Source organism: Flavobacterium macrobrachii (genome assembly GCF_014486675.1).
Lineage (GTDB): Bacteria > Bacteroidota > Bacteroidia > Flavobacteriales > Flavobacteriaceae > Flavobacterium > Flavobacterium macrobrachii.
Genome location: NZ_JACTAC010000043.1, coordinates 1 through 22,547, shown reverse-complemented (window position 1 = coordinate 22,547; position 22,547 = coordinate 1). Strand labels below are relative to the sequence as shown.

The following is a 22,547-nucleotide window of genomic DNA, read 5'->3' as shown; positions in this document are numbered from 1 at the left end:
AGTTTGAATTTTAACCCTGATTGTAGCGGTTGCCGTGCAAAAGCGGAAAGCAGGAATTACATTTAAAAAATACTATGGATTGGTTTCTACTTCTTTTTGATTTTCTTTTTTTAGTTTGTTGATGGATGCGTTTAAATCGAAGCCCAAAAGCAGTATCATGCAGTTGATCCAAACGTAAAACATAACGACCAAAAGTGTTCCAATCGAACCGTAAAGTTCGTTGTATTTTGAGAATTTTACTACCCAAATTCCGAAAAAATAGGACGACAAAATGATTAAAATTGTGGTGAAAACTGAACCAATAGATATAAAAGCGCGGTTTTTTTCGCGTTTTACTCCAAATTTGAAAAGTAATGATGTTGAGAACAAAATCATTAGAATTACGAAAATGTATCGACCGGTTTCAAGCAGTGAAATTTTATCGGAAAGTACGTCTTGAATAATCGTTTTTTGAATGATAACTTCCAGAATTACAATGGCTGCAACGGTAATTATCAAGAAGAATGACAACAATAACGATAACGCTAATGACACAAAATATTGGCGAAAAAACTTTCTTTTGAGTGAAAAATCAATATGATGTGAATTTTCAAAACCGCCAAGAATTGCATTTACCCCGTTGGTCATCAAGATAATAGCCATAAAAAAACCAGTAGAAATTAATCCCGTATTACTATTGTTTAAAATATCATCAATAATGGATTTTATAGCGTCAAATGTCGTTGGCGGAACGTTTTGTTGCACAAATCCGAGAAAATCTTCTTGAAAACCTTCAATTGGAATGTATGGAATTAGGTTGAAAATGAACAGCATAAAAGGAAATAACGCCATAAAAAAACTCCACGCAATAGCTGCTGCGCGATAGGAAATTGCTCCTTCTATAATACCAATGAAATAAATATCGAGCAAATCATACAGCGAAAGTCCATACAACCAAGGCAATTTTATTTTTTGCAATAGCAATATAACCTGCTTAATTACAGGAAGTTTCATCAGTTTATTTTCGATTGGCGATGACATTTTAAATGGCTTTTAAACTCAAATCCGTGTTGTAAACCGAATGTATCAACGCACCAGATGAAATGTAATCAACACCGCATTCTGCATATTGGCGAATGGTTTTTTCGTTGATATTTCCGGAACTTTCGGTTAAACATTTATCACCAATTAATGCAACGGCTGTTCGCGTATCTTCGAAATTGAAATTATCAATCAAAATTCGGTAAACACCTTCGTTTTCAAGGATTTCTTTGATTTCATCCAAATTTCTAGCTTCGACAATGATTTTCAAATCGAGATTATTTTCAGCTAAAAAAGCTTTGGTTTTATTGATGGCATGTGTAATTCCGCCAGCAAAATCGTTGTGATTGTCTTTCAACATAATCATATCATACAATGCAAAACGATGATTTTCGCCACCACCGATTTTTACAGCCCATTTTTCGCAAGCACGAAATCCTGGAGTTGTTTTTCGTGTATCTAAAATTTTAGTTTTTGTTCCTTCCAAAAGCTGAACAAAATGATTGGTTTTTGTTGCAATTGCTGACATTCTTTGCATGGAATTCAAGACTAATCGTTCTGCTCTCAAAATCGATTGTGAACTGCCAGAAACGTGAAAAACTACATCGCCATATTTTACTTTTTCACCATCATTGATAAAGGTTTCCACAACAAGATTAGCATCGACTTCGGCAAAAATCATTTTGGCAAAGGCAACTCCAGCAATAATTCCTTCATCTTTCACAAGAAGTTTTGCTTTTCCTTTGGCATCAGCAGGAATGCAAGCCAGTGAACTGTAATCGCCTGGACCAATGTCTTCGCGAATTCCGTTTTTTATAATTAATTCAAGTTCTCTTTGGAATTGTTCTTTTGAAATCATTACTATTTAAATTGATTGGCTAAAGTAACATTTAATTTACTGATTAAAAAATGAAAATTGAAATTGAATTTCTATTTTTGCACCACAACACAACAAGACATGTACAAACTACTTATTCGTCCGATACTTTTTTGGTTTGATCCAGAAAAAGTACATTATTTCACATTTTCGATAATTCGATTTTTATCTAAAATTCCTTTTTTTTCAAGCATTTGTAATTCATTATATGAAGTAAAAGATAAACGTTTAGAAACAGAAGTTTTTGGTTTAAAATTTAAAAATCCAGTGGGATTAGCGGCAGGTTTTGACAAAGATGCCAAGCTGTATAAAGAACTTTCTAATTTTGGTTTTGGTTTTATTGAAATAGGAACTTTAACACCAAAACCGCAAGAAGGAAATCCTAAAAAGCGCTTGTTCCGATTGAAAAAAAACAATGCTATTATCAACCGAATGGGTTTTAATAACGGTGGTGTTTTTGAAGCTGTCGAACGTTTAAAAAATAATAAAAACGTTTTAATTGGCGGAAATATTGGTAAAAATAAAATTACGCCAAACGATGAAGCGGTAAATGATTATCTAATTTGTTTTGACGCTTTATTTGATTATGTTGATTATTTTGTGGTGAATGTGAGTTCGCCAAACACTCCAAATCTTCGCGAATTGCAAGATAAAAAACCTCTAACTGATTTATTAACAAAACTCGAAACCCGAAACTCTGAACGCGAAACTAAAAAACCAATCTTACTAAAAATCGCTCCAGATTTGACTGATGAACAGCTTTTGGATATTATTGCTATTGTAAACGAAACCAAAATTGCCGGAGTTATTGCTACGAATACCACCATTTCAAGAGAAAATTTAAAGTCCGAAAATAATCCTGAAGTTATGGCAGAAATTGGCGGATTATCAGGAAAACCATTAACAAAACGTTCCACTGAAGTTATTCGTTTTCTTTCGGAAAAAAGTAATAAAGCGTTCCCAATTATAGGTGTTGGCGGAATTCACACTGCCGAAGATGCCATCGAAAAACTAGAAGCTGGAGCAAGTTTGGTACAACTTTATACTGGATTTATTTATGAAGGACCAAAATTGGTAAAAGAGATAAATCAAGCGATTTTAAAACGGAAATCCTAAACTTATTTGAACCAAAAGTCCAATTAGAAGTGCAACACCAAAACTTAATAACGTTCCAATTAAAACATATTCGGTTAATTTTCGGTCTTTGGCTTCTTTCAAATCGCCAAAACGAAAAATAGATTTTGCTGCCAATAAAAATCCAATGGCTTCAAAATGACCTATTAGAATAAAGCAAAACACAAAAAGACGTTCCAAAATTCCGATGTAATTTCCAGCATTTTGAAGTGAATTGTCTTTGGTTTTATTTTCGGGTGTCCAAATAGAAATGATGTTTTTAATAATTATTGATGTTGGTTTTGTCAGCAAAACAATTCCTGTTAGAACAATCCAGAATTGACTACTTAAATGATCCAACTCTATTTTTGTATCCGTATAAATCAATGTAACTATAACTATTACAAGTAAATGTAAAATTTGGTCAATTGAAAACCAAATGCGTTTTGTTTTCTTTGTCTGAAAATACAACTTCAAAAAATCTATAAATCCGTGAGAAACAGCTAAAAGAATAGCAAACCAAAAAAAATCTTTTTCTCCAACCAAAATCCACGCAATCGCACCGTGAAGAAAAATATGCAAATACAAATAGAGACTTTTTTGTTTATTCTTATCTTTATCTTCAACCCACGAAGTTGGTTGCAATAAAAAATCGCCAATTAAATGCGCCAAAAGAAGTTTTACGAAAATAATCATACTCCAAGTGATTTAACTTTTTTTCTAAAATAACGTTCTACTTGCAACATCAATTCATACTGTGAACGTTTTTGTCTTCGACTAACTGCTGCTTGATTTATACCGAGTTTTAAACCAATTTCTTCCTGAGAAAGTGTTGGATTTTGAATAGCAACCAAAACAAATTCAGCCGATTGTTGCAACCAACTATCCATAAACGACATACTTAATTGCAATATCAAATTGAATTCTTCATCAAAATCGGGATTTCCAGAATTAACAGCTAAGTTGATTTTTTGCTTTTTTAAAGTTTCAAATAATTCTCCTGAACGAATAAAAGCACTTCCGTTACTTTCGGTTATTTTTTTGGTTTTATAGGTTTTATCGCCAAAACCCAAACTCATTCTAACATCTAAATTAATCGATTTAAAAAAAGCTTTTAGCTGAAACGCAATCAAAAAAGCATCTTCTGGATTTTTAATTTCCAACTGAAATTCATCGCCACGATAGATTTCCCAATCGTTTGGAGACTTTCCAAAACTATTGAGTAATTGCTTAAAATCATTCATCCATTTTTTGGAAGAAAGCTTTCTTGAGTTGATTATATCGGCTGTAAGTATCACAATCATAATTCAAATATAGAAAAATATTTTAAAAAAATACAAATTATTACCAAAAAGCGTAATATTTTGAATTATTACCAAAAAGTGTAATATTTATAAAATAGCCATCATAAAAAACGATTTCGTAAAAAGATAATTCTTTAGTATATTTGGCAACCAATGAAGAAAGTCAAAATCATAGAATGTCCGCGCGATGCCATGCAAGGCATCAAAACGTTTATTCCTACCGAAACTAAAGTGCAATACATCCAGTCATTGCTTCGAGTAGGTTTTGATACGTTAGATTTTGGAAGTTTTGTTTCGCCCAAAGCTATTCCACAAATGCAAGATACAGCAGAAGTTTTGGCACAATTGGATTTGTCTAAAACCGAAAGTAAACTTCTGGCAATTATTGCCAATACACAAGGTGCAAAATTAGCGTCTGTTCATAAGGAAATTCAATATTTAGGCTTTCCCTTCTCGATTTCGGAGAATTTCCAAATGCGAAATACGCATAAAACCATAGCAGAAAGTTTAGTGACTTTAGAAGAGATTTTAGATATTGCAAATACTACAAACAAAGAAGTTGTCGCCTATTTATCGATGGGTTTTGGTAATCCGTATGGCGATGTTTGGAATGTAGAAATCGTTGGCGAATGGACCGAAAAATTGGCGAAAATGGGCGTAAAAATCCTTTCGCTTTCTGATACTATTGGAAGTTCAACACCTGAAGTTATTGACTATTTATTCTCCAATTTAATTCCAAAATATCCCGAAATTGAATTTGGCGCACATCTTCACACAACGCCAGACAAATGGCACGAAAAAGTAGATGCCGCTTTCAAAGCTGGTTGTACACGATTTGATGGTGCAATTCAGGGTTTTGGCGGTTGTCCAATGGCAAAGGACGATTTGACTGGAAACATGCAAACCGAGAAACTTCTCTCCTATTTTACTGCCCAAAAAGCAGATACTAATTTAAGCGCCATGAGTTTTGAAAGTGCTTATAATGAAGCCTCAAAATTATTTGGAAAATACCATTAAAGATTGGTTTTTAAAATTGTTTTTTCTACTTTTATAATCCCAAATTTTAAAAAATAAACTTTGCCTCGAATAACTTTCTTTTCGTTATCGTTCCTGATATGCCTTTTTATTACTCAAAATCAAGTATTTGGAACCACAAAAACTAAAGATTCTGTTGATTATTATCTAAGAGAATCTAAAAATCATTCTTTTTCTAACTTTAATAAAGCAAAATTTTATTTGGCGAAAGCTGAAAAAGTTGCAAAAAAACTGAACGATAAAAATGTAATTGCAGATGTAATCTACAATTATGGTTCGAACTATTACATCAATGGTTCCTATGATATTGCGTTGCAAAATTATATCAAAGCCGAAGAAATATATGATTTTGAAAATAACAAACTTGGTGTTGCAAAATGCTTGATGGGAAAAGGAATTATTCAGCAAGGATTTGGCAGAGACAAAGAAGCGTTAAAGAATTTTAATAAATCGATTGTGATTTGCAAAAAATTTAATGACAAAAAATTCACAACGAAAAACCTTTTAAATATTGGTGTTTCTCAAACTAATTTGGCGTTATACAAAGAAGCCTACATTAGTTTCAAAGAAGCATTAGAATTTAGTTTGAAAAACAAATTTTCAGAAGATTCTCAAATGGCAATGAATAAATTGGCGAATATTCATTTCAAAAAAAACAATTTAGATTCTACACTTTATTATTACCAAAAAGTTTTAACCGATACCATAAAACCTAATTTATGGGAAAAAGCATATGCATTATCTGGACTTTCTGAAGTTTTTCTAAAAAAAGGCGATTATCAAAAAGCTATAGAATATGGTTTAAAAGGTCTTGAAACTGCAAAAAAAGTAGGTGCAAAATGGGATATTTCTCGTGCTACTGAAATCCTTTCGAAAGTCTATAGTCAACAAAATGACTATAAAAATGCACATCATTATTTAGAAATAAACAAAAAATACAACGACTCATTATATGCCGAATCGAAAATAAAGGAAATCAACATTTTACAACTAGAAGCTAAAGAAGCCGAAAACGAAAAATTAATCGCAAAAACCGAAATTACGCATCAAAAATTAAACAATACTAGAATTTTTGTTGGATTTATTTTCTTTCTTCTGATTTCGTTGTTGATATTCATTTATCAATATTCGAAGTATGCAAACCAAAAAGAAAAACTTTACAAGCAAATTGATGCAAAAAATAAAGAAATTGAAAGTCAGCAATCGATGATTATTTCACAAAATTCAACTTTGGAAGAATTAAATCAAACTAAGAACAAACTTTTCTCTGTCATATCACACGATTTAAAATCGCCAATAAATTCTTTGCTTCAAGTAATTGAACTCAATAAAGATGAAGATTTAACTAAAGAAGAACAAGCTGTTATTTATGAACATTTACACAAGCAAGTTGAAGGAACTTCGGCTATGTTAAACAATATATTATCATGGGCAAGTTCTCAAATTGATGGTGCCAAAGTAAAATTTGAAAAAGTAGAATTGAACCAAATAATAGAAGAAACAGTAAATTCGTTATATCGAGATGCTTTCAAAAAGAAAATTTCATTTATACACGATAAAAAAGATATCCATTTTGTAAACGCCGATATTGGTCAAGCTCGAATTATTTTGCAAAATATTCTAGCAAATGCTTTAAAATATGCACCTTTAAACAGTAAAATCGAGATATTTTATTCTGAAGAAGAACAATACCATAATGTTCACATTAAAGATTTTGGTGACGGAATTAACCAAAGCAAAATTCAAGAAATCATGAGTTTTGACAAAAGACTTTCTTCAGAAAAAGGAACTTCTATGGAAGAAGGAACAGGATTAGGATTATTATTAGTAAAACAATTTTTGCTGAATAATAAAGGAAAACTCGACATCAAAAGTACCGAAGGAAAAATGACCGAATTTGTAATTTCATTTTTAAAACATCATTCATAAATAGTTCAATGGTTTTCACTATATTTGCACGCAATTTAACTACAACTACAAATTGCAATGTACACACACAATTCAAAAATCATCAGTGAAGGATTAACTTATGATGATGTTCTTTTGGTTCCTAATTTTTCAGATGTTTTACCAAGAGAAGTTTCTATCCAATCTAAATTTTCAAGAAATATTACTTTAAATGTCCCAATTGTTTCAGCTGCAATGGATACCGTTACCGAAAGTGCTATGGCAATTGCTATGGCACAAGAAGGCGGAATTGGTGTTTTACACAAAAACATGACCATCGAACAGCAAGCTGCAAAAGTTAGAAAAGTAAAACGCGCCGAAAGCGGAATGATTATCGATCCAGTAACTTTACCACTAACTGCTTTGGTTTCAGATGCTAAAAATGCCATGAAAGAATTTGGTATCGGTGGAATTCCTATTATTGATGAAAACAAAACTTTAAAAGGAATTGTTACTAATCGTGATTTGCGTTTTGAAAAAAACAATTCAAGACCAATCGTTGAAGTAATGACAAGCCAAAATTTGGTTACCGTTGCTGAAGGAACATCTTTAGAACAAGCCGAAGTAGTTCTGCAAGGACATAAAATCGAAAAACTTCCAGTAATTAATTCTGAAAATAAGTTGGTTGGACTAATCACTTTCAGAGATATTACCAAACATACTCAGAAACCAATTGCCAATAAAGATTCCTTTGGTCGTTTGCGTGTTGCTGCTGCCATTGGTGTTACTGCTGACTCACTACAAAGAGCTGAAGCTTTAGTAAATGCTGGAGTTGACGCCATCATTATCGATACTGCTCATGGACATACCAAAGGTGTTGTTTCGGTTTTGAAAGAAGTAAAAAATAAATTTCCTCAAATTGACATTGTAGTTGGAAACATTGCCACACCAGAAGCGGCTTTGTATTTGGTAGAAAATGGTGCCGATGGCGTAAAAGTTGGAATTGGTCCAGGTTCAATTTGTACCACACGAGTTGTTGCTGGCGTTGGATTTCCACAATTTTCAGCAGTTTTAGAAGTTGCTGCAGCATTAAAAGGTACAGGAATTCCAGTAATTGCTGATGGCGGAATTCGTTATACTGGCGATATTCCAAAAGCTGTCGCTGCTGGTGCAAGTTCGGTTATGCTAGGTTCATTGTTAGCAGGAACAAAAGAGTCGCCTGGAGAAACCATCATTTTTGAAGGAAGAAAATTCAAGTCTTATCGCGGAATGGGTTCGGTTGAAGCAATGCAAGAAGGTTCAAAAGACCGCTATTTTCAAGATGTAGAAGATGATATAAAAAAATTAGTTCCTGAAGGAATCGTTGGTCGTGTTCCATACAAAGGCGAATTAAACGAAAGTATGCAGCAATTTATCGGCGGACTTCGTGCCGGAATGGGATATTGTGGAGCAAAAGATATTCCAACATTACAAGAAACTGGACGTTTCGTTAGAATCACATCTAGTGGAATTACTGAAAGTCATCCACACAACGTTACAATTACGAAAGAAGCTCCGAATTATTCGAGATAATTTTTTGAACCACCAAGTTCACTAAGAATACACAAAGCTCACAAGTTTTTAATCACTTCGTGAGCTTTGTGTTTTTATTTTAGTGTTCTTTGTGGTTAAATTTTTATCTTTTCTTTTTTATACTTTCAAAAATTCTGCAATTTTTTTCTTTTCACCTGCAATCCAAAGGATATCACTGTCTTCAAGAACTAAATGCGATTCTGGATTTAGAATACGTTTTCCATTACGCTCAATACCTACAATAATTCCATGGGTTTTCTCTCGAATTTGCGACTCACGAATGCTTTTACCAATGCAAACTCTATTTTTAAGTTCCACTTTTTGAAGTATAATGTCGGCTTTCTCCATTTGTTCTGGAACATCAATTTCATTTTTATCCAAAAATATTTTGAATTCCTTTACTTGATCATCCGTTCCAATTACACTAATTTCATCGCCAGGAAACAATCTTTCGGTTCTTATTGGAATATTTATCAAAACTTCACCTCTTCTTATTGAAGCAATGTTAATTCCAAATTGTTCGCGTATCGTTAATTCTTCCAATGTTTTTCCTGCCAAATTGGATTCTTTTGCAATCTCAAATTCTGCCATGTGTCCATCCCATGGCGACAAGGTGTTTTGACGCTTATTTTCTTTTCGAATTTCTCTATCATTAAAATTGCTCAAAAAGTGACTTTCTATTTTGTTGTAAACGGCATGAAGTCTTTTTGGAAATAGAATATACGCTCCAATAGCAAGCAAAAACGCAATAAAAGCAACTCCAGATGAGAAAAAAGTATTTAAAACAAAACCAACATAAAATAAAGTTAGTACAATTCTAAAAATCACTAGCATAATAATTGGACCTTGATGCTTTTTTTCTTCCATCAAAATTGACACCTCTTTTACGGCAACTCGACGTAATGACAAAGCCCATAAAAATGGTGATAAGATGATTAAAGTGATTAAAGCAGCTGTAGCATTTCCAAATCTTGATCCTTGAACTAATGGCAAAATAAAATTTGAAGAAAGCAAAATTACAGCCACTATAATTATAGAATGAATTACCACTTGTGTCAAATAACTTCTTAGAACTATCTGCCAATTGCTAATCGATTTAATTTCCTCGGTGTTGGCACTGTAGAGTTGAATGCGTTTTACCCATTTTCGAGGTAATTTCTTTTCCACATAACCTGAAAATGGTGCTGCAAATTTTACCATAAAAGGTGTTGTAAAAGTGGTAACTGCCGAAACAGCAACTACAATTGGATAAAGAAAATCACTCGTTACTTTTAAGGTTGTTCCTAATGTTGCAATTATAAAAGAGAATTCACCTATTTGCGACAAACTCATTCCGGTTTGAATGGATTGCTTTAAAGGTTGACCTGATAACAATGCGCCAATTGTAGAACTTAACGATTGTCCAAAGATTACTACTAACGTTAAAACAGCAACAGGAAATGCATATTCAACCAAAGTCTCTGGATTGATTAACATTCCAACTGACACAAAGAAAACCGCTCCAAATAAATCTTTTACAGGCTTTACAAGATGTTCAATATGTTCCGCTTGAGTAGTTTCGGCAATGATTGAACCCATAATAAATGCTCCTAAAGCTGGTGAAAATCCAACTCCTGCCGCAAAAATTACCATCAATAAACAAAGTGCTAAGGAAATAATTAGCAACATTTCGTCGGTTAATAAATGCTTTGCTTTTTTTAGAAGTGTTGGAATAAAAAAGATACCCACAACAAACCAAATCGTTAGAAAAAACAACAGTTTCAGAACTGAAAAAACCAATTCCATTCCAGAAAATTGCTGACTTACTGCAATTGTGGAAAGCAAAACCATCATTAAAATGGCAATTATATCTTGTACAATTAGCGAACCTATAACATTTCCAGCGAATTTTTGGGATTTTACGCCAAGTTCATCAAAGGTTTTTAAAATAATGGTTGTTGAGGAAATAGATAAAATTACACCTAAAAATATACTATTCATTTTATTCCAACCCATCAATTGGCCCACAAAAAAACCAATTGTAACCATTGCAATAATTTGAGTAAAAGCAGTTATTGAAGCCGTTCCTCCAACTTTCATTAGTTTTTTAAAACTGAATTCTAATCCCAAACTGAATAATAAAAAGATAACCCCAATTTCTGCCCAAACCTTTACGCTATTCACATCTTTTACTGTTGGGAAAAAATCAAATTCTGAACCAGCGAGAAATCCCGCAACCAAATAGCCCAGAACCAAAGGTTGTTTTAACATTCTAAAAAGTAAAACAGCAATTGCAGCAGTGATTAAGATTAAACCTAAATCACTAATTAAATCAGGTAGATGAACAGTTGTTGCAGCTAAAAATTGTGGCATGAAAATGAATTTTTACTAAAATAGCAAAAAATCTGCTTTTTTCAAAATGAAATAAGCAGATTTAAAGAATTTATAACAAAAATTAGGATTAAATTCCTAAATAATTACTTGGTGAAATTTGTTTTAGTTCCGATTTTATTTCTTCCGAAACCTCTAAAGTTTCGATAAAATCATGAATAGAATTTTTGTTGATCACTGAGTTAGTTCGGGTTAATCCTTTCAAGGCTTCATATGGATTTGGATAACCTTCACGACGTAGAATGGTTTGTATCGCTTCGGCAACAACAGCCCAATTTTTTTCTAAATCTTCGGCGAATTTTGGTTCGTTCAATAATAATTTATTCAACCCTTTTATGGTTGCTTCAAATCCAATGATGGTATGACCAATTGGAACGCCAATATTTCTTAAAACGGTGCTGTCAGTCAAATCACGTTGTAATCTTGAAATGGGTAATTTAGCGGAAAGATGTTCAAAAATAGCATTAGCAATTCCAAGATTTCCTTCCGAATTTTCAAAATCAATTGGGTTTACTTTATGTGGCATTGCAGACGAGCCAATTTCTCCCGCTTTGATTTTTTGCTTGAAATAATCCATCGAAACATACGTCCAAATATCTCTATCTAAATCGATTATGATAGTATTTATTCTTTTTAATGCATCAAAAAAAGCAGCAAAATGATCGTAATGTTCTATTTGTGTCGTTGGAAATGAATGCTGTAATCCTAAAACTCCTTCAACAAAATCAGTTCCAAATTTTTTCCAATCAACATTTGGATACGCCACATGATGAGCGTTAAAATTACCTGTTGCACCACCAAATTTTGCTGCAAAAGGAACATTAAACAACAAACGCATTTGCTCCTCCAAACGTTCTACAAAAACCAAAATCTCTTTACCCAAACGCGTTGGCGATGCTGGTTGACCGTGTGTTCGCGCCAACATTGGAATGTCCTTCCATTCCACACTTAGTTCTTTCAATTTAGCAATTACACTAATTAAACTTGGCAAATACACTTTTTCAAATGCATCTTTAGTTGAAAGTGGAATGGCAGTATTGTTAATATCTTGAGACGTTAATCCAAAATGGATAAACTCTTTGAATTGCGAAAGTCCTAGCGTTTCAAATTTTTCTTTGATGAAATATTCAACAGCTTTTACATCGTGATTGGTTGTTTTCTCGGTTTCTTTAATCCAAAGCGCATCTTCAGTCGAGAAATTTTTATAGATATTTCTCAAAGCTTCAAAAATAGTTGAATTCACATTTTTTAATTGAGGCAAATCATTCTCACAAAGTGAAATAAAATACTCAACCTCAACTAATACTCTATATTTAATTAAAGCTTCTTCTGAGAAAAATTCGGCTAAAGGTTTGGTTGCTTTTCTATAACGACCATCAATTGGAGAAATGGCATTTAAAGTAGTTAGTGACATTTGTTGTGTTGTTTTTGTTGTGGTGCAAAAATAGTGATTAGTAATTAGTGAATAGTAATTAGTCAAAAATATTTACTTGTAAGTTTTAAAAATTTTGTCCCAAAAAGTAAAGTAAAATCCAAAATTTTTCTCTTCGTCTTTATGATGATGATTATGAAAAGTTGTTGTTGAAATCCATTTTGTCAAACTATTTTTTGACCAAAATTTTGGAAAAACATCAACTTTTAAATGTCCTAAAATTCCATAAGTTAAATTTAAAATTAGATAAATTGACAAACTGTAGAAATTAAAATCAAAAAGCATAATTACGATAAGCCATAATGTTCCAAAAACTAGCGTTTCTATTGGATGCAAAACATATAGACTGTAAACATTAGTTTCAATATGCAAATGATGATGTTTATGTAAAGTATAAAACCATTTTAATTTATGAATAAAATAGTGAAATACAAACATTAAAAAATCCATAGCAAGAGTTATCCATAATAAATCTACTAAAAATGATGGAATAGAAAATTCAAATGATAACTGTATATAGTTCAATATAAATAACTTAAAACCAATAAAAGTTACTAAAGTATTACAAACCAGAGTTGAAAATATCCATTTAAAATCCTTTTTATTAAAAACTGTATTCTGAAATTCAATTATTAAACCAACAAATACTGACAAAACAATTAAAAGTAAGTTTTCAATAAAAAAAATCCAGAGTAAATTAAAATCTCCAAAAGAATTCAAATGGTAAAGCCAATCCTTTATTTGTATCATAGATTTAAAAGTTTTTGTCTCAAAAAAGGAACACCATCGGTAGCATTCATTGGGATAACTTCTAATGGATTTGACAAATCATAAATGGATGCTGGTTTTGGATCGATGTAAAAAACGGGAACATTTGGTTTGGCGTAATGCAATAACCCTGCAGCTGGATAGACTTGTAATGATGTTCCAATTACTGCAAAATAATCGGCGGTTTGGGCTATTTCGATGGCTTCGTCTAATGCTGGAACAGCTTCGCCAAACCAAACAATATGTGGTCGCAATTGGTGACCGTTTTCATCAACATCGCCTAAATTCAAATCGGTTTTCCAATCTAAAATATAATTATGATTTTTAGTGCTTCTAACCTTAAATAATTCGCCGTGAAGATGCAAAACATTAGAACTTCCGGCTTGTTGATGAAGATTATCTACATTTTGAGTGATAATATGTACTTCGAAATCTGTTTCTAATTCGGCTAAAGTGACATGACCTCGATTGGGTTTTACTTGGTGCAATTGTCTTCTTCGTTGATTGTAAAAATCGAGGACTAATTCTTTATTTTTGTGCCAACCTTCGGGCGAAGCGACTTCCATAACATCATGACCTTCCCAAAGTCCATCGGCATCACGAAAGGTTTTAATGCCACTTTCTGCTGAAATTCCTGCGCCAGTTAACACGACTAGTTTTTTTTTCATCGTTAGTAAATTTGATTTTTATAAAAATAAAAAAACTCTCCATATTTAGAGAGTTTTAAATAAATTTATTTTTTTGGATTATTTGTTTATCCAGCCAACTATTTCAGTATCTGTTGGTAAAACTCTTGGCGATAAAACTTTAACCAATTCGCCATTTTCATTGATTAAATATTTTTGAAAGTTCCACTCTACATCGCTGTCTTGTAATCCGTTTTTAGATTTTTCGGTTAAAAATTGATACAATTCGTGTTTGTCATTTCCTTTGACTGAAATTTTTTCCATCATTGGAAAAGTTACGCCGTAGTTTTTTTGGCAAAATGCAGCAATTTGTTCGTTTGATCCTGGTTCTTGCGCTCCAAAATTATTAGCTGGAAAGCCTACTATAACAAAGTTTTTTTCTTTGTATTTTCCATAAATAGCTTCTAAATCTTTGTATTGTGGTGTTAATCCACATTCTGAAGCGGTATTGACAATTAAAATTTTCTTTCCTTTTAAGGAAGCAAAATCAAATTCATTACCATATAAATCAGTTACTTTAAACTGATAAATTGTTTGTTTTTCCATTGTAGTTGTTTTTTTATTCGATTTTTGAGCAGTATTTCCTTGATTCTGTGCTTGATTTTGACAACTTAGTATCAAAAATGAAATCAGTAAAAATAAAGATAGCTTTTTCATGAAATATTTTTTTATAAAATTAAGAAATAGAAACGACACAATATGTTATACAAATGATAAAATTATGTCAACAAAAAAAAGAAGTCCAATGAATTGGGAACACTGGACTTCAACTTAGTAACAAAAATATCCTAACCACAGATTTTTGCTACTTTTAAAACAAAAAACCTAATCTTGATTGTATTTACGAAAAGAAAAATAATTTGGTTTTAATTTTATAATATTTGTTTAGTTGTCCAAAATTTAATGTAAAAGAGCAAAAACTTTTTTATAAATTTACAACTCCACAAAAAATAGGTATGACACAAGAAGAACTTTTACCCCTGGTTTTAAAGAAAGACGATAGAGCTTTCACATTATTGTATGACATGTATTCCAAGAGTTTATTTGCAGTAATTTCAAATTTAGTTAGCGATCGTGAAGAAGCCGAAGATGTGCTTCAAGAAAGTTTTGTAAAGATTTGGAAAAACATTGAAACCTACAACGACACTAAAGGTAGATTGTACACATGGATGTTAAATATTACCCGAAATACGGCTATTGACAAATTGCGTTCCAAAGGTTTTAATAACAAACAAAAAAACCTATCCTCAGATAATTTCGTACATCTGTTAGACGACAGTAATAAAATGACCAATAGAATTGACACCATAGGAATTCAAGAGTTTGTTAAAAAACTAAAACCAAAATGTATTCAATTATTGGATTTATTATTTTTCAAAGGATTTACACAACAAGAAGCTTCAGAAGAACTTGAAATTCCATTGGGAACAGTAAAAACACAAAACCGAAACTGTATTAATGATTTAAGAACGTATCTTCAAGTATAATGGAAGCAAAAGAATTTATAGAATCAGGAATTTTAGAACTTTATGTTTATGGTTTATTAAATGAAACCGAAATTGCAGAAGTTCAACAAATGGCAAAACAATATCCTGAAATTAACAAAGAAATTATTGCCATTGAAAAAGCAATTCTCAATTTATCGAGTAGCTTTTCGCCATTTATTTCGCACAGTCAGTTTGAAAAAATCAAAGCACAGCTAGAAATTAAACATGCTGCTAAAATAATTGATATGAAGCCAATAAATAACCGTATGCAATACATTGGTTGGGCTGCATCGATTGCATTATTAATTGGAATTGGTTATCAATATATGGAATTGGAAAAATCCAATAATCAAATTATCAACATTGAACAAGAAAAAGGTAAATTACAAGAAACCGTTGTTGTTTTGGAATTGAAAAACAAAACAACTACTGATGTTTTAGCTATTGTAAGAGATGAAAACAACAAAGTAATTCCTCTTGGCGGACAAACGGTTGCTCCAACAGCTAAAGCTAAAATTTATTGGAACCAAAAAACCGACGAAGTTTATGTTGATGCAAGCGGTTTACCTGAACCCCCAGAAGGAAAGGTATATCAAATTTGGTCGCTTAAATTACAACCCACTTTAACACCAACAAGTATTGGTCTTTTGGCTGATTTCAAAGCAAACGACACCAAAATATTTGCAGTTGATAAAACCTCTGGTGCAGAAGCTTTTGGTATTACGCTTGAACCAGCTGGCGGAAGTGCAACACCAACGATGGAACAACTTTATACATTAGGAAAAGTATAATTTTAGAAAAACTTAGTACAATAAAAAAAGGTTCAACGCAATGTTGAACCTTTTTATTTGTTGTGAAATTATTATCGTTTATAATATTTTCTAAACTTTGGATAAGTAACTATTCCAACTAAGGAAATACTTCCTAATGTGTAATAAATCCAGCTTAACGATTTAGCTTCGCCACTTGCATAAGAATGTAATCCTACTAAATGGAAGTTTACTCCGTAATACGTAAACAATATAGATACGAAAGCAAACATTGCCATCAAATTAAAAAACCATTTGTTACGTAAACCAGGAACAAATCGAGCGTGAATGACAAAAGCATAGACCATAATACTTATTAAAGCCCAAGTTTCTTTTGGATCCCAACCCCAATATCTTCCCCAACTTTCGTTTGCCCATTGTCCGCCAAGGAAATTACCGATTGTCAACATTACCAAACCTACGGTTAATGCCATTTCATTCAGATAGGTTAATTCTTTGATGTTCAACTCCATTTTCTTTTTATTGTTTTCATTGGTAAAAAACATCAATAAAAGTGATACAAAACCAAGAATAAACCCGAGTGCAAATGGTCCATAACTTGCTACAATTACTGCCACGTGAATCATCAACCAATACGAATTCAATACAGGTTGTAAATTGGCAATTTCAGGATCAATCCAGTTGGCATAAGCTGCCGTTAATATCATTGCCGTTACAAAAGCCGAAGATGCAACCGTCATTTTGGATTTTCTATCGAATGCCAATCCGAAGAACATAGTTGACCAAGCTACATAAATAATACTTTCATAAGCATTACTCCACGGTGCATGACCAGAAATATACCAACGAGCAATTAACCCTAATGTATGTACTACAAAAAGTAACCCGATGATAACATGCAATACATTTATTGAAATCGATAAAAACTTTCTTTCTTTAAAAATTTGAAAAATAACAAGTACAAACATCAATCCTGCAATACTGATATACCAATAAGGTAATTTTTGGAATATATTCAGTTTATTATACATTATCTCAGCATCAATTTTGCTATCGGTTGGTCTAACCTTGCTTCCATATTTTATTTGGAATTTCTCTAAACCGTCAAGCATCGTGTTTGCCAATGCATAATCTTTGGTCTTGATACCTTTTGCCAAAGCTTCAAGATAAAACGGAAACGCAGTTTTTATAGTATCCAATGCGGTTCCAGTAGCATGACTAAGTTCTAGATTAGAAACCCATTTGTTATTTTTATCGTTGGGTGTTGGATAAATTCTAAGTATGCTTCCAAACAAAGCCGAATTCAAAAGGTTTATCTTTTTATCGGTTTCAACGAAATCTTTTTCAAACTTATTAGGATTTGGAGTTTTATACGCTGCATCTAAATAAGGTGATAATTTGTAATTTCCTTTATCGTCAAAAAACTTCTTAAACGGAATTAACTCTTGTCCTTTTTCAACACCTAATATTTTACGAATACTATCATTACTACCTTTTACATAAACCAATGGAACTTCTATCCAAGCAAATGGAAACTGTTTCATCGAAATGAATACTTGGTCAGAATTCATTCCTTCATAGGTATCTTTATGGCTAACTTTTCGCAATAATTCAGATGAAAAGGTATTGATTGGTTTCATTCTTCCACCATCGTCTTGAATGATTAATCGACCAAAACGAGAAGCTTGAATTTCGGGAACTTGGTATTTTTTAATTGAATCAAGATAATTCATATTCGTTTTAGCTTGATGCGAATGATTATCTTTTTGTTGCGCAAAACCAAGTGTTGAGAATAAAACCAAAATCGTCAGCAGTTTGGCTTTTTTCTTTTTCACAGTTTCCAATTTTCTTTTCAACTCCGAGAAACGAGTGTTTTTTGTAAACATTATCAACATTAAACAGATGTATAAAAGTGTGTAACCAACATAAGTAATCATTGTTCCCCAAAAATCGTGACTTACTGAAAGTACTGTTCCTTTTTCGTCTGGATCAAAATTAGCTTGAAAAAAACGATACCCTTTGTGGTCAAGAATATTGTTCATATAAATTCTAGCATCGAATTTTTCGGTAGAATCAATTACGGTTACTTTACTTTCAAAAGAAGAATAACTTTTCTCGGTTCCAGGATATTTTTCGGCTATAAAATCATTCAATTTTAGACTAAACGGCAACGTATATACTTTACTTCCAAAGAAGAAAGTAAATTCAAGTTCACCAATTTTTACCATTACCGGTTCGCCAGTTTTCCCTTTAGAACCAACAAGTGTAACTTCTTTTTGTTCTTTACCCGAAGTTACTACTATCGTCAACGCATCGTCATGCGCTTTAGCTTTAAAATCACCACTCGATTTGAATACTTTTTTACCTTTTACAGCCATTTCTGGAATAACAAATTGGCTTCCGCTGACGTTGTACAACGAACGATACATCAAAGGTTGCACCGAGTCTTTCACGACTTTTCCTTGCAGTTTATCAGCCATTCGCATGAAAGTTCCGTCGAATGGAGTTGAAATGGTATTGTTTTTGGTATCAATATTAATTGCACCTTGCGTTGGTTTATTTAACGCAAAAAGCACATTGTGAATGTTTTGTACTTCACCTTCTTTCAACATGTGTTCGTGGCGCGTTCCATCGCCTGATTCTACTAATTTCAAATACAATTCGCCATCAGCGCTTGGTTCAATCGTTTCTTTAGCATCCAATTCGAAGTTTTTGTATTCGATAGAAAAAGGAATATCGGCAAACTTTTCGTTGATAGAAAAATGATTATTGGTTACTGGCGAAAGCAAAAGCGATTTTTCAAACGTTCGTCTTTTTAATTGACCTTTATAATCGCCATCAACTAGAACAGTTAGAAAACTTTTATCCGAATAGATTTGGTTAGCCGTTTCGCCTTCACGAATTGGCATCATGCCTTCATAACTGATGTATCGCGTTACAAATGCACCAACTATGATAAAAATAAAAGACAAATGCAGCAACAGTGTTACCCATTTTTCTTTTTTGTATAATTGATAACGCTTAATGTTTCCAATGAAATTGATGACAAAAAACAACATTATAGCTTCAAACCACCAAGCGTTGTATATCCAAATTCTGGCGGTATCGGTATTGTATTTACTTTCTATAAAGGTTCCGAAAATCATAGCTACAGCAAAGCTGATAAAGAGAAAAGCCATCAAACGAGTAGAGAAAAGAATGGCTAATAATTTTTTTTCCATAACTGGACAATTTGTTTTGTTATAAAGTGGCACAAAAGTAACTTAAAAAACTCAATTTTTAATGGATGTTCGTGTGTTTTAAGTAATGTTTAACTAGTGTTTTTTTGCTTTTTTTGTAGATTGCAGATATTCATTTATAACTTGAAAGAAAAAACAATATTTTTGAAAAACTAAAAACTAAATAAAATCGTAATTAGTAAAACAAAAAACTACTAAATGAACAAAACTACCCAAATCTACCATTATAGCTATTCCATATTATTGCTGATTTTTTTTTTATCAATAGAAAATTCATTTGCACAGTTTGTAATAAAGCAAAATGAAATCCCAAATCGGGTGAGCATTCATAATTATACTGAATATATTGATTTAAAAAATAAAGATTTAACTTTAGTAGAAGTTTTAAAACTTCCCAAAAATAGCTTTAAAGACATACCAAATGAAAATTATGATTTTGGTTTTACTACAAGCCATATTTGGTTGCGTTTTGAATTAAAGAACGAGACAAAAAAAGGGTTTTCTCTTTATTTTGAAACAGCGAGACCAATAACTGATTTTGCTACATTGTATATTCTAAAAGATGGAAAATTAGTTAAACAATATAATAGTGGTGATGCAATTCCATACAATAAAAGAAGTTTTGATTTAAGAAAAACTATTTTTAAAATTAGGTTAGAACCAAATGAAGTTCATCAATTTTATTTACATGTAAAAAGTGATGGTGAAATGTTAACAATGCCACTATTGCTAAGAAGATCAGAAGTATTGTTAGCAGAAAATGATTTCGAACAATTTATTTTTGGTTTCTTTTACGGAATATTGGCAGTTGCTTCCATTTTATATCTTTTCTTCTTTTTTGGAATGAGAGATAAAACCTTTTTTTACTACAGCATGTATGTGGTTTTTATTGGTTTACTCCAATTTTCAGTAGATGGTTATTTTTATAAATATATTGCTCCCAACGCTGGTTGGATATCTTTGCATGCGGTTGCCATCTTTGCCTGTATTGCAAACTTTTTCCTTGGAAGGTATGCTCAAGTATTTTTAAAAATAAAAGAACATAATCAATTCATTAACAAACTATTTTATGGTTTGTATATCTTAGTTGGACTATTATTCATCTCTCTTTTTATTTTTCCAAGCGCATTGCAATTTGCTTATCCAATTGCCAATGCTTTAGGTTTAATTCTACTCCTTTTAATTATTGCTTCCCAAGTTTCTATATATGTAACTACCAAAAAAATTGACTTATTCTTTGCTATCGGTATTCTATTTTTAATTTGTGGGTTTGTAGTTTTCATTTTAAAAAACTTCAGCATATTACCATTAAACTTTTGGACCGAAAATGGTTCGAAACTAGGTACAGGAATGGAAGTAATTTTCCTTTCCTTATCGATGGCAAATTTAATTCGATTGATGAAAAACGAACGAGAAGAATTACAAGAATTAGCACTTCAAAAATCAGAAGAAATGAACGAGCTAAAATCTTATTTTTTATCCAATATAAGTCACGAATTAAGAACGCCTTTAAACGCTATTTTAAACACTGCAAAAACAATTGCTAACGATACTACCGATGAACAAATAAAAAGCAACAGTCAAGTAATTAAATATTCAACCTACAGCTTACTCAGTTCAATAAACGATATTTTAGATTTCTCTAAAATTGAAAAAAATGAAATAAAAATTGAACTGGCTGATTTTGATTTAGTAAAAACAGTGGAGCATATTTCCAACAATTTTGCAAAAGAAGCCAAAGACAAAGGAATTAATTTCAGTTTCCAAAAAGGAGAGAATTTACCCGATATGGTTAAAGGCGATGCTGTAAGACTTAGCCAAATACTTCACAATATTCTAAGCAATGCACTCAAATTTACAAATGAAGGATTTGTAAAATTCAAACTAGACGCTGAAGTTGATAAAAACAACAATGCCAATTTTACCTTTACAATAAGCGATACTGGAGTTGGTATTTCAAAAGAGAAAATGAATAGCATCTTTGATTCATTCACTCAAGATAGTATTGATAACAAAAGAAAATTTGGAGGTTTAGGACTTGGGCTTTTCATAGTAAAACATCTGGTTAATTTACAAAACGGAACTATAAAAGTAGATAGTACCATTGGCTTAGGAACAGTTTGTACAATTAATTTATCCTACCAAAACATAGTTATTTCTAAAGAAATAGAACCTTCCAAAGAAACAATTAATTATGATTTGAATGGAAAAAACATATTGGTTGTTGAGGATAACGCCATGAACCAGATGGTGATTAAAATGATAACTAAAAAATGGTTGAATACCAAAGTTGATTTTGCCAACAATGGTCAAGAAGGAGTACAAAAACTTATGGAAGGAAACTATGACATCATACTAATGGACTTACAAATGCCTGTAATGGACGGTTATGAAGCTACAATAGCCATTAGAAATGGCGAAGCCGGAGAAGACAAAAAATCAATTCCAATTATTGCTCTAACGGCCGATGTCATGGAAACTACCAAAACAAGAGTAATTGAAATAGGTATGAATAAATATTTATCAAAACCAGTAGATAAAGACACATTATTCAGTATTATAAAACTACTTGTTAATTAGATTATTTAGTAAAATAGCAAATGAAAGTTAGTTGTTCATTACTATCAATTCTGATTTTTATAAGGTTGTATCTAAAATCGTCAATCCTGAAAAAAATCATACTCTTTCTTTGCCCCGATAATGTTAAATGGATTAATGCCCAACGCCTCGAAGCCTTTGATGGGTTTTTGATTTAACACCTTACCTATCATACTACTAAAAAGCGACATTTTGAGGATGTCGCTTTTTTCTTGTTTTGTAATGAATGCAAACAAATATACACTTTTTCAAATTAGCATTTTAACAAGCTTAATGTAACTTGATGGTTAAAAGGATGGGATTGTTGGACTGTATAGTACACCTGACAGGTTTTAAAAACCTGTCAGGTGTTGATAATATACAATCTCATTATAAATTAAAATACTTTG

17 protein-coding genes are annotated in these 22,547 nt (G+C 31.9%); 7 read left to right on the top strand and 10 right to left on the bottom strand.

Annotation, left to right across the window (positions count from 1 at the left end; translation table 11 throughout):
- Positions 1 to 72 precede the first annotated feature (72 nt).
- On the bottom strand, positions 73 to 1,020 hold the full coding sequence (locus tag IAI56_RS10270; RefSeq protein WP_187657789.1) for a YihY/virulence factor BrkB family protein: 948 nt from the start codon (positions 1,018 to 1,020) through the stop codon (positions 73 to 75).
- Position 1,021: 1 nt separating this feature from the next.
- Positions 1,022 to 1,879 (bottom strand): carboxylating nicotinate-nucleotide diphosphorylase, encoded by an 858-nt coding sequence (nadC, locus tag IAI56_RS10265; RefSeq protein ID WP_187657788.1) that lies wholly within the window; start codon positions 1,877 to 1,879, stop codon positions 1,022 to 1,024.
- Positions 1,880 to 1,978: 99 nt separating this feature from the next.
- Between nadC and IAI56_RS10260 the strand changes: the two genes are divergently transcribed.
- Positions 1,979 to 3,013: a quinone-dependent dihydroorotate dehydrogenase gene (locus IAI56_RS10260; protein ID WP_187657787.1), complete on the top strand. Its 1,035-nt coding sequence runs from the start codon at positions 1,979 to 1,981 to the stop codon at positions 3,011 to 3,013.
- On the opposite strand, the gene IAI56_RS10255 is transcribed toward IAI56_RS10260, so the two are convergent.
- Together IAI56_RS10255 and IAI56_RS10250 are read right to left on the bottom strand one after the other, a co-directional pair.
- The gene (locus IAI56_RS10255) at positions 2,996 to 3,706 is read right to left on the bottom strand and encodes a DUF3307 domain-containing protein (RefSeq protein ID WP_187657786.1); all 711 of its coding nucleotides are present in this window, start codon (positions 3,704 to 3,706) and stop codon (positions 2,996 to 2,998) included. The genes IAI56_RS10260 and IAI56_RS10255 overlap by 18 nt on opposite strands.
- Entirely contained in the window at positions 3,703 to 4,314 is a 612-nt protein-coding gene (locus IAI56_RS10250) for a SatD family protein (RefSeq protein ID WP_187657785.1), read from the bottom strand. The genes IAI56_RS10255 and IAI56_RS10250 overlap by 4 nt, the downstream gene beginning before the upstream one ends.
- 153 nt (positions 4,315 to 4,467) lie before the next feature.
- On the opposite strand from IAI56_RS10250, the gene IAI56_RS10245 reads away from it, so the two are divergent.
- Genes IAI56_RS10245 through guaB form a run of 3 tightly spaced genes read left to right on the top strand, consistent with a single transcriptional unit; the run spans position 4,468 to position 8,808 of the window.
- The gene (locus IAI56_RS10245) at positions 4,468 to 5,331 is read left to right on the top strand and encodes a hydroxymethylglutaryl-CoA lyase (protein ID WP_187657784.1); all 864 of its coding nucleotides are present in this window, start codon (positions 4,468 to 4,470) and stop codon (positions 5,329 to 5,331) included.
- A gap of 60 nt (positions 5,332 to 5,391) precedes the next feature.
- The gene (locus IAI56_RS10240; protein ID WP_187657783.1) at positions 5,392 to 7,278 is read left to right on the top strand and encodes a tetratricopeptide repeat-containing sensor histidine kinase; all 1,887 of its coding nucleotides are present in this window, start codon (positions 5,392 to 5,394) and stop codon (positions 7,276 to 7,278) included.
- 57 nt (positions 7,279 to 7,335) lie between these two features.
- On the top strand, positions 7,336 to 8,808 hold the full coding sequence (guaB, locus tag IAI56_RS10235) for an IMP dehydrogenase (protein WP_187657782.1): 1,473 nt from the start codon (positions 7,336 to 7,338) through the stop codon (positions 8,806 to 8,808).
- A gap of 117 nt (positions 8,809 to 8,925) precedes the next feature.
- Here the strand turns inward: guaB and IAI56_RS10230 are convergent, their stop codons facing one another.
- From IAI56_RS10230 to IAI56_RS10210, 5 genes are all read right to left on the bottom strand, one after another.
- Positions 8,926 to 11,160: a monovalent cation:proton antiporter family protein gene (locus IAI56_RS10230; RefSeq protein ID WP_187657781.1), complete on the bottom strand. Its 2,235-nt coding sequence runs from the start codon at positions 11,158 to 11,160 to the stop codon at positions 8,926 to 8,928.
- 88 nt (positions 11,161 to 11,248) lie between these two features.
- On the bottom strand, positions 11,249 to 12,592 hold the full coding sequence (gene purB, locus IAI56_RS10225) for an adenylosuccinate lyase (protein ID WP_187657780.1): 1,344 nt from the start codon (positions 12,590 to 12,592) through the stop codon (positions 11,249 to 11,251).
- 72 nt (positions 12,593 to 12,664) lie between these two features.
- Positions 12,665 to 13,360, bottom strand: a complete 696-nt coding sequence (locus IAI56_RS10220) for a sterol desaturase family protein (protein WP_187657779.1) — start codon at positions 13,358 to 13,360, stop codon at positions 12,665 to 12,667.
- Positions 13,357 to 14,046 carry an SIR2 family NAD-dependent protein deacylase gene (locus IAI56_RS10215; RefSeq protein WP_187657778.1) on the bottom strand — a complete coding sequence of 230 codons (690 nt, stop codon included), beginning with the start codon at positions 14,044 to 14,046 and terminating at the stop codon, positions 13,357 to 13,359. The genes IAI56_RS10220 and IAI56_RS10215 overlap by 4 nt, the downstream gene beginning before the upstream one ends.
- 78 nt (positions 14,047 to 14,124) lie before the next feature.
- Positions 14,125 to 14,721: a glutathione peroxidase gene (locus IAI56_RS10210; RefSeq protein WP_187657777.1), complete on the bottom strand. Its 597-nt coding sequence runs from the start codon at positions 14,719 to 14,721 to the stop codon at positions 14,125 to 14,127.
- Between the two features lie 299 nt (positions 14,722 to 15,020).
- On the opposite strand from IAI56_RS10210, the gene IAI56_RS10205 reads away from it, so the two are divergent.
- The gene (locus tag IAI56_RS10205; protein ID WP_187657776.1) at positions 15,021 to 15,551 is read left to right on the top strand and encodes an RNA polymerase sigma factor; all 531 of its coding nucleotides are present in this window, start codon (positions 15,021 to 15,023) and stop codon (positions 15,549 to 15,551) included.
- Positions 15,551 to 16,342 carry an anti-sigma factor gene (locus IAI56_RS10200; RefSeq protein ID WP_187657775.1) on the top strand — a complete coding sequence of 264 codons (792 nt, stop codon included), beginning with the start codon at positions 15,551 to 15,553 and terminating at the stop codon, positions 16,340 to 16,342. Before IAI56_RS10205 ends, IAI56_RS10200 begins: the two co-directional genes overlap by 1 nt.
- Positions 16,343 to 16,413: 71 nt before the next feature.
- Here the strand turns inward: IAI56_RS10200 and ccsB are convergent, their stop codons facing one another.
- Positions 16,414 to 19,542 (bottom strand): c-type cytochrome biogenesis protein CcsB, encoded by a 3,129-nt coding sequence (gene ccsB / locus IAI56_RS10195; protein ID WP_187657774.1) that lies wholly within the window; start codon positions 19,540 to 19,542, stop codon positions 16,414 to 16,416.
- A 216-nt stretch (positions 19,543 to 19,758) separates the two neighbouring features.
- Between ccsB and IAI56_RS10190 the strand changes: the two genes are divergently transcribed.
- Positions 19,759 to 22,140, top strand: coding sequence for a hybrid sensor histidine kinase/response regulator (locus IAI56_RS10190; RefSeq protein ID WP_187657773.1), 2,382 nt, complete (start codon positions 19,759 to 19,761; stop codon positions 22,138 to 22,140).
- Positions 22,141 to 22,547 lie beyond the last annotated feature (407 nt).